12 protein-coding genes are annotated in these 17801 nt (G+C 40.7%); 11 read left to right on the top strand and 1 reads right to left on the bottom strand.

All coding sequences use genetic code 11. The annotated features are described in order from the left end of the window. Positions 1-117: 117 nt before the first annotated feature. Entirely contained in the window at positions 118-2124 is a 2007-nt protein-coding gene (locus BMW98_RS10995) for an OmpA family protein (RefSeq protein ID WP_090258635.1), read from the top strand. Between the two features lie 57 nt (positions 2125-2181). On the opposite strand, the gene BMW98_RS10990 is transcribed toward BMW98_RS10995, so the two are convergent. Then, positions 2182-2727 carry a toxin-antitoxin system YwqK family antitoxin gene (locus tag BMW98_RS10990; protein ID WP_121505268.1) on the bottom strand — a complete coding sequence of 182 codons (546 nt, stop codon included), beginning with the start codon at positions 2725-2727 and terminating at the stop codon, positions 2182-2184. A 272-nt stretch (positions 2728-2999) separates the two neighbouring features. On the opposite strand from BMW98_RS10990, the gene BMW98_RS10985 reads away from it, so the two are divergent. From BMW98_RS10985 to BMW98_RS10940, 10 genes are all read left to right on the top strand, one after another. Beyond that, the gene (locus tag BMW98_RS10985; RefSeq protein ID WP_139177509.1) at positions 3000-5609 is read left to right on the top strand and encodes a hypothetical protein; all 2610 of its coding nucleotides are present in this window, start codon (positions 3000-3002) and stop codon (positions 5607-5609) included. Positions 5610-5614: 5 nt separating this feature from the next. Further along, on the top strand, positions 5615-7219 hold the full coding sequence (locus tag BMW98_RS10980) for a mechanosensitive ion channel family protein (RefSeq protein ID WP_090258632.1): 1605 nt from the start codon (positions 5615-5617) through the stop codon (positions 7217-7219). A 6-nt stretch (positions 7220-7225) separates the two neighbouring features. Beyond that, the gene (locus tag BMW98_RS10975) at positions 7226-8365 is read left to right on the top strand and encodes a cystathionine gamma-synthase (RefSeq protein WP_090258631.1); all 1140 of its coding nucleotides are present in this window, start codon (positions 7226-7228) and stop codon (positions 8363-8365) included. A gap of 175 nt (positions 8366-8540) precedes the next feature. After that, positions 8541-9086 (top strand): RNA polymerase sigma factor, encoded by a 546-nt coding sequence (locus BMW98_RS10970; protein WP_090258630.1) that lies wholly within the window; start codon positions 8541-8543, stop codon positions 9084-9086. Positions 9087-9205: 119 nt separating this feature from the next. Continuing rightward, the gene (locus BMW98_RS10965) at positions 9206-10171 is read left to right on the top strand and encodes a FecR family protein (protein ID WP_090258629.1); all 966 of its coding nucleotides are present in this window, start codon (positions 9206-9208) and stop codon (positions 10169-10171) included. An 80-nt stretch (positions 10172-10251) separates the two neighbouring features. Further along, positions 10252-13539: a SusC/RagA family TonB-linked outer membrane protein gene (locus tag BMW98_RS10960; protein WP_090258628.1), complete on the top strand. Its 3288-nt coding sequence runs from the start codon at positions 10252-10254 to the stop codon at positions 13537-13539. A gap of 20 nt (positions 13540-13559) precedes the next feature. Then, on the top strand, positions 13560-15305 hold the full coding sequence (locus tag BMW98_RS10955) for a RagB/SusD family nutrient uptake outer membrane protein (RefSeq protein ID WP_090258627.1): 1746 nt from the start codon (positions 13560-13562) through the stop codon (positions 15303-15305). A 71-nt stretch (positions 15306-15376) separates the two neighbouring features. After that, positions 15377-16507 (top strand): alkaline phosphatase, encoded by a 1131-nt coding sequence (locus BMW98_RS10950; protein ID WP_090258626.1) that lies wholly within the window; start codon positions 15377-15379, stop codon positions 16505-16507. A gap of 270 nt (positions 16508-16777) precedes the next feature. Continuing rightward, positions 16778-17143, top strand: coding sequence for a hypothetical protein (locus BMW98_RS10945; protein ID WP_090258625.1), 366 nt, complete (start codon positions 16778-16780; stop codon positions 17141-17143). Positions 17144-17343: 200 nt separating this feature from the next. Continuing rightward, positions 17344-17694: a hypothetical protein gene (locus BMW98_RS10940; RefSeq protein ID WP_090258624.1), complete on the top strand. Its 351-nt coding sequence runs from the start codon at positions 17344-17346 to the stop codon at positions 17692-17694. The last annotated feature ends 107 nt before the right edge of the window (positions 17695-17801 follow it).

Here is a 17801-nt window from a genome sequence, read left to right as displayed (position 1 = left end):
TTTTTTAGCTTCTTAAACTTTTATATCTTCACTTATACCAAGAGAGACATCTCAACCATTTTTTGGATCTTTCGATCGATAAAATACCTCAGTTTCATAGTTGTTACAAATTGTATTATGAAGAGATATAAGCTTCTATTTATTGGCTTATTACTTTCCATTTGCTCCTTAATTAATGCGCAAAACTTAAATGATGTTTATGCCGCCATGGGAGAGGAGGATTGGGAGGTTGCGTTGGAGCTGGTTCAACCTTTATTGAAGAAAAAGAGGAACCACGAGGCTAAATGGTTAGCTGCTATTTGCCATGCTAACCGATACCGTTTCGAGACTTCTTATCAACTGTTTGAAGAAGCATTACCTTATGCTGAATTCGATCCCTTTTTCTGGGTTCCATATGCTCAAGCGTACCTATATGGCGGCCGTGTAGATGAAGCAGAACGCTTATTGCGAAGGACTAGTCCTAGTGATTTTGAGGACGAGTACTTTCAGGAGGTGTATGTAAAGGTATTGAATAACATTCGTGCTGCTCAAAAGTATATGCCCAACCCTGAGCGTGTAGTTGTACAAAATCTGGGAGCTAAAATTAATACTGAAGGCAATGAGTACAGTCAGGTTGTAAGGGCAGATCAGCGAGGTATTTATTTTACAGCAAGGAGAGAAGGACTTGGTGAAATGGCAGCCGATGGGGAGTATTATGAACATTTGCTCAGGTCGTCTATGAACAAATTCGACAAATGGGCGAAAGATGAGGAAGTCGAAGGATATGACTCCGGTTCTGATTTCTTGGCACCTTTACAACTACTAGATAATGATAGTACAATTATCTATTATAAGAATGAGGATATATATATGGCTAGGCTTCAGGCCAATGGTCAATATGGAAACGACAAACCACTTCCGTTTAATACGCCTAAATGGGAGTCTCATGCTTTTGTTTATAACAATCACAAGTCGATAATTTTTGCTTCGGACTTTGGCAACAACGATGAGAATGCCGATTTGTACATTACTCACCTTGGCGAAGATGGGCAGTGGACTAAACCATACTTAATTCAAGAGCTTAGTACAGACGAAAATGAGGATGCGCCTTTTGTTGCAGGGGATGGAACGCTTTATTTCTCCTCCCGAGGACATGACTCCATGGGAGGCTATGATATTTTTAAAACGCGGCTTGATAGTGCAACAGGTAAATTTAGTGCTCCAGAAAATTTAGGCGCACCTATAAACCTGCCAGGTGATGATACCTTCTTTACTCTTTATGGAAAATATGCCTACTTATCTTCTAACAGAGAGGCTGGGTACGGTGAAAATGATATCTACAAGGTGTTTATGTTCAATGCCTCAAAATTACAAGGTAAGTTTATTGATTGCGATAACAGGCCTTTTGCGAATGCGAGGCTTACGGTTACAGAATTTGAGCGTGGAGAAGTAACAGAAACTACTACTGATGAGTATGGTGTATATGAGCTTGTAGTTCCTATTGAGCAAAAAGTAGTCGTTAAATTGGAGAAGAATGGGGAGGTACTTTATGAGAAAGACCATTTCTTTAGAGTTCTTTTTCGCGATCAGTTCGATATTGAGCATGACTTTTTGGTAGGCGATTGTGCCAGCGATGTGATGGAGGATATTTACCTCACTATGATCAATAGCTATGATTTGGATCCGTTGAACATTCAAGTGGATCCGCCAAGTATAGAAGGACTTTTACTAGAAGAGGAAATTGTTGCGGCCATAGGTCCAGCAGCAGATGATACAGAAGCTGCAGTTGTTGCAGCCTTGCCTTCATTAAAACTTCCAATTATCTTTTTTGATTTTGACAAGAGTGCAATTAAGGCAGAGTATTTTGATCGGTTGAATGAGGCTGTGGCGTTACTAAAAGAGAGAACGGATTTGAAAATATTGATTGCTGGCCATACTGACTCTTATGGTACCAATCTCTACAATACCGGTCTTGGTAAAAAGCGCTACGAAGCGGTTTATAAATATTTTGTAGATAAAGGTGTAGATCCAGAACAGCTTGAGGTAAAATCCTTTAGTGAAAACGTGCCGATAGCCTCCAATAACACAAGGCAAGGAAGAGCATACAACAGAAGGGTCGAGCTCTCTTTTGTGAATAACCACTAGCATAAAAAAAGCCCGTTTATGAATTCATAAACGGGCTTTTTTTAAGAAAAATCAAGCTTAGTTTTTATAAATAACCTTGCCGCCTTCTTCTTTTCTAATTTCAATCTTTGATTGCTGAAGAATAGAAAGAGACTCACTTGTTTTGTCTAGTTCCTTTCCTTGTTCAAAGAAGAACAAAACCCCGTTGCCCATATCCTTCAACTTTTTACCTGGTTTCGAAGCGTACTCAATTCCTTCTACTTTTTCTCCACCTCCATAAGCGTTCATCTCTACATCAAACGAAATTTTAACATCGCCAGAGTCGAAGAACTCTGTGTATTCGCCATGAAGTTTGTTGAATCGATAGGTTCTTTCTGTTTTTACACTACCGTCATGGTAGTATTCGTATGCAGTGCCATGTAAGTAGCCGTCTACTACGCGGTATCTAAATTTCAATACCTCGTCTTCGTAGTAATCAATAATTTCTCCCGTTAGTTTTCTGTCCTGATAGGTGTAAAACCCGTCAGCATAAGTGACTTCTTTAAACCTAACAGTGTTCTCTTTTTTTAAACCAAGAGTCAGAAACAATGAGCTGGTTAGGAATAGTGAAAGAATCAATTTCATAAAAGAATTGTGTTAATAGTTGTTGTTTATCTAGTATAGGTTGGTTTCTGGTATTTGTACTAAATACTTAGTTTTACAAATATGGTATTTATTCTGTTACCTACCAATAGGTATTTATGCGTATAACACCAACTATTATGCCATTTATACAAGGCCTGTGTTGTGTATCGCTTTCAAAACCTAATTCTAGAAGATAATTATCCGTATTGGTTGTCGTTTCAATGTTCAAGTATGTAATTTCAGACCCGATTTAGAACGAAATGGTTGGAAGCTTGAAGTATAAAATTTTAATTCTTTTAGGTATTGTATTGGTAGCTGCCACATTAAGCTGGTTCTACTTTTTAAAGCCGAAAAAGGAACTTGCTCACTTAATTCCTAATACCAGTTTGTTTGCTTTCTATGCAAACGACTTTGAAGCAACTTTTACAAAACTCTCAGAATTTAATTGGTACCAGCAGCTAGATGCGAGTACTCAGTTAGGCGAAATTTCATCAGCATATGAGCGTTTTGCATCGTTACAGAAGAGTGGTGTTTTACAATCTAAGATTACAGAGTTACCAGTAGTAATCTCGTGGCATACTTCTTCTAGTAGCACTATAGAACCACTGTTTTTGATACAATCAAGTGGGTTTTCTTGGAAACCTTCATCTATTGCATCAATTGTTAAGATGTTTACAGATGTTGAACAAGTGACGGTTTCGACTCAAGTTTTTAATGATGATGAGATTACCATTTTTAAAGCAGGAGATATAACCCTAAATACATTTATTAATAATCAGGTGCTGGCGGTATCTACCAATGCGGTATTAATTGAAGATGTTATTCGTGCAGCTAATCAAACAGAAAGTAGACTGATTGATAAGGCGAATGACCTAAAGTATGGAAGTGATGCCTTGTTGATTTTTAATACAAAGCGGACGAGCGAATTGGGGCGCGTATTTTTTGATCAGAGCCAGTTTGTAGCTCCTGAAAGTTTTCCGGATGCCTTTTTAGTGGATGTTACTTTTATGGCTGATGATATTGTTTTGAAAGGTAGAGGTGGCTCTCAGGCATCGGCCGATGTTACGAGAGGGGCAATTGTAGCAGAGAATTTATTGCCAATAGGAGCTTATTCAATGGTTTGGAAGCCCGTTGCCTTTAACGAAAACTATAAAACAGCTACCGGACATTTAAGTGGAAATTACCACAGTTTTAAAATCGATGCATATGCGGGGTCTTCAAGCAAAGTACATGTGTTTGAAGCAAAGGCTCCAGCAGGCCTAAAAGAGCAACTTGATGCAATTGCTGAGTCATATAAGCCTGCAGGAGACTCTACAATTTATCAGGAGGATTATTTGAATGAGCAAATAGGCTATGTTAATAAAAGCGGCTTTTTGGCTGAATTGACCAATCAATCTATTAAGGAAGACGTCAAGGTCTATTACACCGTTTTTCAGGGAAATGCTTTGTTTTCCGCCAATGTAGATGTGCTTAAATCTGTATTGGCACAATTCGATGATGAGACCACTTGGGGGAAGTCGGTTATAAGAAGAGGCATGTTAGAAGAGCTGGTGCAAGAGTCTGAGTTTACCTACTTAGAAGATTTTGAATATACCCAAGAGCCTATTTTAGAGCACTTAAGACCTAAGTGGAAAACGTTCTTTAATGATACGCCAGCACTGCTGAATATGCTCGATATGCTGAACCTTCAGTTAGATGAAACGAACAATCAGTTTTTGCTTTCGGGTAACCTTAGTTTTAGAAGTTTTGAACAAAGTAGCATACCTGCCGAGCCGATAGCTATTGAGGGTAGTTTGCCTCCAATTGCTGCTAATGCATTTGCCAATTCGTCCCTGTCTACCAAGCCTTTTGTGGTTAAAAACCATAATACAGGCTTAAATGAAGTGATCTTTCAAGACAAGGAGGGCAGTCTTTACTTGGTGGACAAAGACGGAAGCATACTCTGGAAAAAACAGTTGCCCCAGATAAACGGTGAGATTAGGCAGGTAGATTATTACAATAATAAGAAGCTGCAGTACCTTATGTTCTCTGACTCTTTGGTACATATAATAGATAGAAATGGTGATGATTTGGACGGTTTTCCAAAGTTGAATAACCTGCCAATGGCCATCGAAGGCTTCAATGTGGTTGATTACGATAATAGCAAGCGCTACCGATACCTAACTTATAACCGCAGGGGACAGGTGTTTTTGTATAACAAAGAAGCAGACTTGCTTGATGGTTGGAATCCAAAGGCATTTAGAGGTGCCTTAACTCGCTCGCCTTTCCATGTGCGCGTGCTAGGTAAGGATGCTTTTGTAGCAGTTGAAAAAAACAGAAGTATTCATTTATTGAACAGGCGTGGAGAAACTTTTGATGGATTTCCAGTAAATACGAATAGCGTGTTTGCTGGTGATGTATCTTTTAACCAAGGGCCAAATTTTGAAGGCAGCACCATTACCGTAGTATCTGATGAAGGACAATTATTAACCGTGAACCTAGCCGGCAAAAAGGTGCAAGATCTTCAGCTTGTGAAGCCAACTGCCGCCAGCCGTTTTGAGCTGGTTGAGGATAAACTGAAGCGGGACTTTGTCATAGCAAGAACTGATGAAAGCAAGCTAGTAGTATTGGATAATAAAGGAAATGAGAAGTTCGAAGTGCCAGGCTTTATATCGGAAGACTTTGAGCTTAATTACTACAATTATCGCAATGGCCGAGATGTTTATGTACTCTTCGATGCACAAACGGAGCAATGTTGGCTTTACAATGGAAAAGGAGAGTTGTTGTGTTCAGCAATTCCAGCAAGTCATCCGGTGGCGGTACTTTATTTTCAGAATAGCAATGAATACGAAGTGTTTGTTAACTTCGCCAATCAAATGAGTATTTATAAGGTAAGTCGTTAATACACATGCGCTATATTTTTGCTTTAGTTTTTGTTTGCTTTTTCGTTCAATTAAAAGCCCAAGAAAATAACCTGCCGACTTCTTTCAGAACACCAAGGGCGGCAATTGAAAACCATCTCAAATACCTTCAAGAAGAATCCTTTAATGATTTACAAGCTGCTCGGTCGTTGGCTAGGGCTGGTATTCCGCGTACCGAAAGAGCAGATTTAGCCATTGAATTAAAGCAGATCTTTGACGGTAGTGGTCATTACATCGACTTGGAGGATTTACCTGATGATCCCAACTATTTGGATTCTCTTTCGGGCGAACACAAGTATATAATCACAGAAGAGTTTCCTGATTTATATGTTAAAAAGTATGGTAGCACTTGGCTCTATTCAAGCGAATCTGTTGAGAAAATAGAGGAAATTCACAATAAGGTATTTCCTTTTGGCACGAGTAAACTGCTGAAGAAAATAGCGCATAATGAGGAGCATGAGTTTCTTGGCTTATACTATTGGCAGTACGGGGGCATTTTGGCACTGATAATAATTGCCGTAGTGCTTCATAAGTTGTTATCGTTCTTTCTGCGGATTTTCTTTCTAAAGCTATTGGCGAAATACCTACATATTGATGTAGCCAATAAAGTACTTTACCCAGCAGCCAAGCCAATTAGTTTACTGATTGTGGCTGTTGTTATCCGAATATTTTTACCGGTATTACAGTTACCTCCTTATACTGGTGGTGTTTTTATACAGATAGCAGATGCTGCCATTCCGGTTTTTGTTACTATGCTGTTTTATCGCATAGTGGAAATGGCCGAGTTCTATTTTGTAGGGGTAGCACATAGAACAGACAATACGTTAGATGACCACTTGGTGCCAATGATTGCCAAGATTATGCGTGGTTTTGTGGTTGTGGTGGGGTTTGTAGCGGTGCTTAGGAGTTTCAAAGTAGATATTTGGCCTTTGCTTACAGGGCTTTCAATTGGTGGTTTGGCCTTTGCTTTGGCGGCCCAAGATACACTGCGTAACTTCTTTGGTTCGCTTATGATCTTCTTAGATAAGCCTTTTCAAATAGGAGATTGGATAACTTCTGACAAGATTGATGGAACGGTAGAAGAAGTTGGTTTTAGGTCAACAAGAATTAGGACTTTTAGAGATTCTGTGATGTATGTTCCGAACGCAGAAATTGCCAATAAAATGGTAGATAACCACGGTTTGAGGAAATACCGCAGGTTTTCTACAAGGCTATCCATTACCTACGACACGCCTACTAGGTTAATCGAAGTGTTTGTAGATGGAATAAAGAGAATTGTTGAGGAACATCCTTATACCAGAAAGGATTACCATAATATATACCTGAACGACTATGCGGGTAGTGCGCTAGAGATTATGCTTTACATATTCTTTCAAGTGCCAGACTGGAGCAACGAACTTCGCTGTCGACAGGAGGTTATGCTGGAAGTAAATAAATTGGCCGAGCACCTGGGCGTAAGGTTCGCATTCCCAACTCAAACGCTTTTTGTGGAACAAATGCCGGGTCAAAAGTCTTTAACACCTGAGTACGATCAAACTAAAGATCAATTCCAGCTCGAAATGGAGAATTATTTTAAGAACAAAGAAAAGTAAACGTCTATGAAATTTGGTACCAAGGCAGTACATGCCGGAGTGAAGCCAGATCCTTCAACCGGAGCGATTATGACTCCGATCTATCAAACATCTACCTATGTGCAAAGGTCGCCTGGAGACCACAAGGGTTTTGAATATTCACGTACCCAAAACCCTACTAGGTTTGCCCTGCAAGACAGTATTGCGGCATTGGAAAATGCTAAGCATGGGTTGGTTTTTGGCTCTGGTTTGGCGGCTATTGATGCTGTAATAAAACTACTAAAGCCTGGCGATGAGGTGATAAGCGGAAACGACCTTTACGGTGGTACATATCGTATTTTTACCAAGGTTTTCGAAAACTTTGGCATTAAGTTTCACTTTGTGGATATGTCGAATGCCGACAATATCAAGTCGCACATTAATGAAAACACCAAGCTTATTTGGTTAGAAACACCAACCAACCCAATGATGTCCATTATCGATATTAAGGCGGTTGCTAAGCTTGCCAAAGAGCAGAAGATATTACTAGGAGTAGACAATACGTTTGCTTCTCCGGCCTTGCAAAACCCAATGGATTTGGGTGCTGACTTTGTAATGCACTCAGTAACCAAGTACCTCGGTGGTCATTCGGATGTGGTAATGGGAGCGTTGGCTATGGATGATGATACGCTTTACGAACGATTGGCATTTATACAAAACTCTTGTGGTGCTGTAGCTGGCCCTCAAGATTGCTTTTTGGTTTTGAGAGGTATTAAAACCCTAGGTATTCGCATGGAGCGACACTGCGAAAACGGTGAGAAAGTAGCCAATTACCTGGCTAATCATCCAAAGGTAAAAGATGTGTACTGGCCTGGTTTTGAAAGCCATCCAAACCACCACATTGCAAAGGCGCAAATGAAAGGTTTTGGAGGAATGATTTCCTTTACTTTCCATGAGGATGATATGCAGCTTTCGTTCCGCGTAATGGAGAAACTCAAGCTTTTTGCTTTGGCTGAATCTTTAGGAGGTGTAGAGTCTTTGGCCAATCACCCGGCAACCATGACGCATGGTGCTATTCCAAGAGAGGAGCGAATGAAAGTTGGCTTGCTCGATTCTTTGATTCGCCTAAGTGTGGGGATTGAAGATGCAGATGACCTGATAGCTGATTTGGAGCAAGCCTTAGCTTAAATCAGTACTCAACATTAAGATATGAAACCCCAGCTTGCTGGGGTTTTTGTGTTTATGAGGTTGCTTGCCTTTTTTCGCAAGCTTCTGTAAAGCTTTACACTCGGGTAATATTCAAGCAATAGTTTCTGCGCTACTTGTTAGTGATTTTCAGTCCTCTCCCGAAACGAAAATTAAAATGACTAGCGTAAAAGAATTAGCCGAACAGATCAGGCAATCTGATCAGCGGGCTTTTAATAAACTTTTCGATTTACTTTGGGAGCCAATGTTTGGCTATGCGGCCTCATTGATTCAAGATGAAACAGCCGCTCAGGACTTACAGCAGGAGGTTTGGATAGATTATTGGAAACGAAGGGAGAATATTCAGACCGATAATATTAAAGCTTACTTGTATAAGGCCATGCGCTATAAATGCTACAACTATTTGCGCAATAACAAGATTCCCGATGCACACTTGGAGTTGGCCGAAACTATAGGGGTGGAGCCGGCAATATCTGCCAATGCCGATGTACTCGACCTTAATTTCAGGATAGATAAAATTTTAGCTTCCTTACCACAGCGTTGTCAAGAGATATTTTTGCTGAGCCGAATAAATGAGTTGAGCAACAAAGAAATTTCTCAAACCCTCAATATCTCTCAGCGCACTGTCGAAAATCAAATTTCTTTAGCACTGCGCAGGCTGAAAAAGGACTTGGAGATCATTCGAATGTTCCTTTGCCTTTAACCCGCAGTTATCAAAAGATTAACAGAAATCAGCACACATTAAGTAACGGTTACCCTTCACTTTTTGAATGTGAGTAGCATGTGAGAGATGGTATTTCTATGTGAGAGGACCATTAACACATGAACGAAAAGAAGTTAAATCAGCTGTTTGAAGATTATTTAAATGGCACCATTTCTCCAGAAGATGAGCGTTTGCTCGAGAGCTTTGATGCAAAAGTACTGGCTGAGAACTTGGATAAGTATACTCACGCAGAAAGGGCCAAAGAACGTGTTAGCAGCAAGCTAAACACAGCGGTTGGTAGAAGTACCAAAACTCGCAAATTATGGGCGTACACCGTACGAGTGGCAGCAGCCATAAGTGTATTCTTTGCCTTCAAGTTCATCTTCTTACAGCCTACAAGCATGGGTGTAGTAGAAGAGCCTGCCCTTGTTTGGGTAGAGCGTAAAACCGATTGGGGCGAAAAGCTCAACCTCATTTTAGCCGATGGAACACAAATAAAGCTCAACTCGGGTAGTTCCATTCGTTTCCCTAAAGCTTTTACTGCAGACGAAAGGCGAATAGAGCTTTCTGGTGAAGCATTTTTTGATGTAGCAAGAGATGAGTCCAAGCCTTTCATTATTCAGTCGGATCAAGTAGAGACTAAGGTGTTGGGCACCTCTTTTAATGTACAAGCTTATGAAGATCAGCGCCATATTTCAGTTTCAGTGCTTACTGGTCGAGTAGAAGTAGCCTCGTTAGAAAATAAGGTTTTTCTATCTCCTCATGAGCAAGGCGTTTACCACAGATCGAAAGGAAATGTAACCAAGGGCAGGGTAGATATAGAGAAGATATTGCTCTGGAAAGACGGTATTATTCACTTTGAAGATGCCACGTTTGGCGAGGTGAAAAGTGTACTCGAAAGATGGTACGGAGTGAACATATCATTTGCTAGCAAGGAACTGGCGCAATGCCACCTAACCGCTACTTATGCCAACGAATCATTAGAGACAATTTTGGGCAGTATTGTTTATGCCAAAAAGGGCATGCAGTACCGCATGGATGATCAGAAAACCATCATTTTCTCAGGAAAATGTACCGATAACTGAAACTCAAACAACTAATCATAAACTATAGACAATCAAGTGTTTAAACCTAATCAAAAACTAATCAAACTTTCTGTTTAACTATGAATTCAACCATCAAAAAACAGTTTACAAAACTGTCAATTAGAACGCTATGTTGCGTTGCGATTATGGTCCTGATCAATCCGTATTGGGCCATGGCTGCATCGTGGCAAAAGCTGGAAAACTACAGCGTAGATCTTTCCTTAAGAGAGGCTTCCATTGTGGATGTAATCAAGGAGATAGAAGTTCAGACTACTTTTAAGTTTGTATACGACCGAAAGGTGTCAAAACTGGACAATTCATTCAGCATTAAGAATGAAGATATTTCGCTTAGAACTGTACTTGAACTAATGGCTAAAGAGGCAAACTTGTCTTTTAAGCGCATTAGTAATACCATATCTGTTGGTTTGGAAGAGCAAGCCGCAGAGCCTGTTGTGGAGATTAAAACGACTGCCATTACGGGTACCGTGCTAGATCAGGATGGCGTAACGCTACCAGGTGCTTCAGTAAGAGAAAAAGGAACTGCAAATGGCGCTATTACCGATGCTGACGGCAAGTTTAACCTTGATGTGAGCGATGATGCCGTTTTGGTGGTTTCATACATTGGCTATGTTACGCAAGAGGTTGCGGTAAATGGTCAAACGCAACTTACTATCAACATGCAACTCGATAGCAATCAGCTTGACGATGTAGTAGTAGTAGGTTACGGTATTCAGAAACGTGCCGATGTTACCGGTTCAATTTCATCGGTAAAAGAAGGTGAGTTTAACCAAGGGGTGGTTTCTAACCCGGGCCAGCTTTTGCAAGGTAAAGTTGCAGGCGTTAATGTTTCAATGGTTAGCGGTGAGCCGGGTGCTTCACAGAACGTAATTATTCGTGGTATTGGTAGTTTAAGGTCGGGTACAACGCCACTTTATGTAGTAGATGGTTTTGTGTTGGATAACAGTCAAACTGGTGTTGCATCAAACCCATTAAACTTTATTAATCCGAATGATATCGCTTCTATAGATGTGTTGAAGGATGCTTCTGCCGCGGCTATTTACGGTGCAAGAGGTGCCAATGGAGTAATTGTAATCACCACTAAAAAAGGTACATCAAGCCAAGGAAACCAAATAAACCTAGATGTCTCTACTGCCATATCTAATATGAGCAAGAAGATAGATGTTTTCAGTGCTGACGAATTCAGACAGCAAGTAGTAAATGAAGGTGGTACTCTTTACGATGCTGGCGGAAATACAGACTGGCAGGATGAGCTTACAAGAACAGCCATTTCAAACAAGATCAACCTTTCAATGAGCGGTGCTAACCAAGGCCTGTTCTCTTACTATGGTTCTGTTGGGGTTGATGACCAAGAAGGTATTTTGGATGACAGTGACTTGAAAATTTACTCTACTCGTCTCAATTTGAACCAAAAGGCCATTGATGGCAGATTGAATGTTGACTTGAATATTAACGGAACTAGAACGGAAAACCACAGACCAGACGCAAATGCAATGGTGGTGGATATGCTTCAGTTAAATCCAACACTTCCGATTTATGCCAATGGTGAGCCAACCAGAATTGACGATATGCTTAATCCGGTGGTGAGAAACCAACTGTACACTGACGAAGCTATCAACAACCGAATTATTGCTAAGATCTCACCTTCAATTGAAATACTTGAAGGCCTTACTTACAAGCTTGATTTGGGTGTGGATTATTCGGCAACCGATAGAGATATTCAGTGGATGCCTTATGCACTTTTGGAAGGGTATGAAAACGGTACGCTAACTACGGTTACTACGGCCAACCAAAATACGCTAGTTGAAAATACGCTGACTTATAAGTTCGGAGTTGATAAGCACGATTTTACTGTTTTGGCGGGGCATTCTTACCAAAAAACATTGCTTACACAAAAGAGCATAAGCATGGAAGGATTTGCTGATAATGGCGTGGAGCCGCGCTACCAGGATCAAATCAGTAGTGCAGAATTTCCAACGACACTTTCTTCCTTCGCGGTAAGAAACGAGCTACAGTCTTTCCTAGCTAGGGTACAATACAGCTATGGCGATAAGTATTTGGCAACGGTTACTATGCGTGCCGATGGTTCATCAAAGTTTGGTGAAAACAACAAGTACGGGTATTTCCCTTCAGTTGCTTTGGGTTGGAATATTATTAAGGAAGACTTTATGGCTACCACAAGCCTAAACAACCTTAAGCTTCGTATGAGCTGGGGGCAAACTGGTAACCAAGAGATTCCTTCAAAAATCACGCAATCGAGCTATACCGATAGTAAATCAGAAAACGATACGTATCCGTTGGACCCAGATGCTACCACACTAGATGGTTACCCATACGGTACTATTTACACACGTTTGGCCAACCCTGATATTCAGTGGGAGGTGTCAACACAAACTAACATCGGTTTAGACTTCGGCTTTATGGAGAACAAGCTAACTGGTACGTTAGACGTGTTTAGAAAGGTTTCTGAGAACATTTTGTTAGAGGTGGTGCCTGCCGATCCAATTCAGCCAACGGCTACTTACTGGACGAATATTCCTGAAATGGAAATCAGAAATACAGGTGTGGAATTGACTTTGGACTATGCGGCTGAAATTTCAAATGACTTCTCCTTCAATATTGGCGGTAACGTTTCTAGCATTAAAAACGAAGTAGCCAACTCTCCATACGCAGTTTTAACCACTGGTGCTGCACAAGGAGCGGGGCAAACGGGTGCTACTATTAACGGTTACATCAACGGTGAGCCTATTGGGGCTTTCTACATGAAGGAGTTCATTGGTATTGGCGCTGACGGACTGAATGAGTTCAGGGACATTAATGGTGATGGAGAGATTTTGGATGATGACAGAAGTGTAGTAGGCAGTGCTTTGCCAAAAATGCTTTATGGTTTCCACCTAAACTTCAGGTATAAAAACTTCGATTTAGGTACCAACTTCAACGGTGTTTCAGGAAACAAGATCTTCAATCACACGGCACTTTCAATCTTTAATAAAGGAAGGCTTACTTCTTCTTTCAATACCACCGATTTTGCTACAGAATACCCTAATGAGTCGATTACCAACTCAAACGAGGTGTCTACTAGATACCTAGAAGACGGTTCATTCCTTCGCTTAAACAATGCCACTTTGGGCTATAACTTTAAGTTGAACGAAAGCGGTGCACTAAGCTGGATTCGCAACGTGCGATTTACTGTAACAGGTCAAAACCTGTTTGTAATAACCAACTACACTGGCCACAACCCTGAGGTAAACACTGGTAGCTCACTTGGTGGCGTACAAACTTTCGGTGTTGACAGATTTACTTACCCAACTCCAAGAACGGTTGTTTTTGGCCTTAACGTAACATTCTAACTACTATCAAAAATATCATCATGAAAAGCAGAATTCTTATTTTCCTTCTGGCGATCAACCTTGTGAATTGGGGTTGTACCGATCTTGAAGAAGAGGTTTTGGATGAATCTTTAACAGGAAGTGGGCAGGCCGAAGCCATTAGTGGTGCCATAGCACCGGCCTACGGGCAGGTTTCTTGGACCTGGAGACATACAAACTACTATGGTTTGCAACTAATTGCTGCTGATGAGGCCATTTTGCCTTATCGTGGCGGAACTGACTGGTTTGACGGTGGTAAATTCTTGGCCACGCACCAGCACTTAATCACACCAAGTAACGATTTGGTGGGTAGTTCTTGGAATGAATTGACAAAGAACGTTTCGCGTGCTTTAACAGCCATTGAGGTATTAACCCCAATGGCTAATGATGGCAATCAGGAAGCCGCTGGCGCCCTTTACGAAATGAAAGCTTTGAGAGGTTATTTGAACATGTTGATGCTTGATAGCTGGGGCTTGATCTTTAAAAAGGAGAACTCTAGCCAGCAATCTGAAATTTTGAGAGGACAAGAGGCGATAGATTACATGGAGGCTGAGTTACTTGAAGTAGTTGATGTGATCAATGATGACAAAGGCCCGGGTAGATTGACAAAATCTGCTGTACAAGGCTTTTTAGCAAGATTGTACCTCAATGCACCAGTTTACCGCGATCCATACGGTACACCTAGCTTTTCTACCGAAGAAATGAACAAGGTGATTCAGTACTGCGATGCGATTATTAGCTCAGGTAAATTCGGTTTTTCACCAGAATACTTCGATCTGTTCAATGACGATAATAACAGTAATCAAGAGTTGATTTTTGCACTTGATCAGCGTGGCGTTTTAAACAGAGAGCACAGCCGTTGGGCGTACTGGTCAATTGCGGGCTCTATGTTCCCAAGACCTGAGTTTCCGAGTGCAGATGGTACAGATGGCCCTGCTTTCACTTCCGACTTTATCGAAACATGGATTGACGCTTACGGTAGTGTTGATCCGGCAGAGGCTGATGCCAGATTTTACCAACGCAAGGCAGACGTACCTGCCGACCTTCAAGACCTAACAGGACTTTCTCCATTGAATGATGAAGATCACTATTACTGTGTTACGGCAGAAGAGTTTGAGATTGATAGAGGTGTGCTTCGCGGTGTGCCATGGGGTCCAAGAAAGGGTACTGATGGTGCTTTCTTGACTTGTGATGACGGTAGAACTAGAATTTATCCTGTAAAGCAAATCAAGGGTAATGGCCCAGATAAGGATGTGGATTATGTAAACCACACCATGCAGGTGGACTTTACCAATGAGGGTAGAGCGCACAAAGCTGGCTACAGAGCATCTAAGTACCAGTTTAGCCATACTTCGCCAAATGGTAACAACTACAGTAGTGTAGACTTGGTAATGATGAGACTGGCTGAGATTTACCTAATGAGAGCAGAGGCTAAGTTGAGAAATGGCGACAATGCCGGAGCTCTTGCCGATGTAAACGCTGTGAGAACATCGAGAACCGCACGCCCTAGCCAAACGCCTGCAGCACTTGCTAGCATCGATTTGGATATACTTTTCCGTGAGCGTGGTTTTGAGTTGTACTGGGAAGGTTTTAGAAGGGGTGATCAGATTAGATTTGGTAAGTACGAAGACAGCTGGACTGAGAAAACAGATACAGACGTACATCACAGGTTGTTCCCAATTCCGCAAAGCGCCATTGATGGAGCTTCGAGTGTTGAAGGTTATTTAATCCAAAATGAAGGCTACTAATTAGTAGGTTTTGAAAAATCAGATAATGAAGGCGGCCTATGGTCGCCTTCAGTTTATCCAAACAAAAACTTATGAAAAATACATATATCAAAGCATTGTTAGCTACGGCTGCATTTGGCTTGTTTGCTTGTAATGCAGAGCAACAAACGGATAATTCCAAGCCTGAGAGGCAAGAAGCTGCTGCACCAAACATTATTTTGCTTATTGGCGATGGCATGGGAGTTCCACAGGTTTCTACGGCCTATTATTTTGGCGATGAGCAGTCTAACTTCTCTGAATTCAAACACATTGGTTTACATAGAACTGCTGATGTTACCCACAAGGTAACCGACTCGGCAGCAGGAGCCACGGCTTTTTCTACTGGTGAAAAGACCTATAAACGAGCCATTGGCGTTGGTGCAGACTCTCTTTCAAGAGAAACAATTTTGGAGTACCTACAAACTAAAGGCTATAAAACAGGCCTTATCAGCCTCACTACAATTACCCATGCCACACCTGCGGCTTTCTATGCGCATGTAACTGATAGGGACATGCACGAGGAGATTGCATTTCAACTGTCAGAGGCGAATGTCGATTTTGTTGCCGGTGGCGGAAGAAACTTCTTTGGTAAAAGGTCTGACGGTAAGAATCTTTACAAATCGTTTTTGGGCAAAGGGTATCATTTAGATACTGTTGCTCTTTCTACCCCTGAGTTCGATAAGAAGAACATATTCTTATTGGCTGATGAAAGTATGCCTGCCAAGATTGAAGGTAGGGGAGAGTTTCTAACTGAGGCTACTACAAATGCCCTAAGCTATTTCAGCAATAATGAATCGCCCTTCTTTATGATGATCGAAGAGTCCTATATCGATTGGGGAGGGCATGATACCAACAAGGAAATGCTGATTTCGGAAGTAGAGGAAATGGACAAAACATTGGGCTTGGTGCTGGACTTTGTAAAGAAGAATCCAAATACACTTTTGGTGGTCACTGCAGACCATGAAACAGGCGGAGTGAGCCTAGGGAAATACCTGACAAAAGATCCTAAAACTGGTAGAATGAAAGAAGACCCAACGCAAACCGAAGTTTATTTTGATACCGACCAACATACGGCCGAACTAATACCGGTTTTTGCCAAAGGTGTTGGAGCTGAAAACTTTCAAGGTATTTATGAAAATAATGAGATATACCATAAGATTAGAATGGTAGTAGACGAAAAGTAGGCAAATACCTTAAATATTTAGATTCATGCGGGCCTCGCTTCTATATACAGGAGTGAGGTTTTTTTATTACTTCAGGTTTTCACCACCCATTTTCTACAGTTCATCCACTATTTGTGCCACTTGAGAAAAATATTCTCTTTTTTTTATGGTCTAGAGTAAACCTTTTCCGAACTTTGACGTCAAATAAAGCAAACGAACAAAATATTGTTCTGAATAAGTAACATTTGGTTAACGTAAACACAACATTTACTCAAAAACAACATTACGGTCATGGGAAAAGATTTTAAAAAGCCAAGAAAAGTGTCAGCGATAGTCGCATGTGCACTTGCCTTAATCGTCACATTTACAGCGGGTTTGAACTCGTATGGTGAAACTGAAATGGATAGTCCACTTGCTGTGGAATTTGATGCCGCAGTAGCGCGAGCATATACTGATGTAGTAAAAGAAGAAGCTTTCGACTTTGAGTTAGATCAGCCTCAGGTAATTAAGATTTACAATGCACAAGATGAGCTGGTAAAAATGATCTCTTTAAGAGGAAACGAAACTATTGAGGATGAGCAAACTCAAATGCTTTACAACAGAGCAAAATTTCTTACTTCTTACGAAAACACGTCTATTTACAGATTGTTAAACTAATCAGGTTAAAATATCAACATGAAAAGGGGCTTATGCCCCTTTTTTTATTTCAACAGTAGAATATTCTACGGACAGAAATCGATTACACAAAAATCATTTTTAAGTATATTTTGATTATTTCTGCTCAACCAAAATAATATTTGCTTTAAATCTGTTTAATCGGTATATTAATTGAAGTTATAAATCAAACTCCTAACAATATGAAAGTGAATAAAGAATATGTGTTGGGACTTATGGTTGTCTTAGTCTCAATTATCGCATTTGGTGCTTCGGTTAACTACCATTATACCGATGAAGTACTGGGGGATGAGCAAATAATTGATAAGTCGGTTTTAGACAGGGCTTACAATGATGTTGTTGATTCAGAGGACAGTGAATGGTTAATCCCGTTGGATAAGATCATTAAAGTGTTTGACGAAAATGATGAACTGATAGATACTAGAATTCTATCTCCTGATGAGTTACCGGATCAAGAGTTTTCCATACTCCTCAATCAGGCGTCATTTATGGCAGAATATAACAACAGCCGAATATACAGGGTTGTTAAGTAGTTTTAGTATAATAAAAATTGGTAGGGAGCTTTAGGCTCCCTTTTTTATTCCATTCATGTAAAAAGCACTTCGCTTTTTCAGGGTTAAGGCTAGTCTTCTTATTTTTT

This window comes from Roseivirga pacifica (genome assembly GCF_900111145.1).
Lineage (GTDB): Bacteria > Bacteroidota > Bacteroidia > Cytophagales > Cyclobacteriaceae > Roseivirga > Roseivirga pacifica.
Note: the sequence above shows the minus strand (reverse complement) of the source record. Positions and strands in the feature narration are given on the sequence as shown.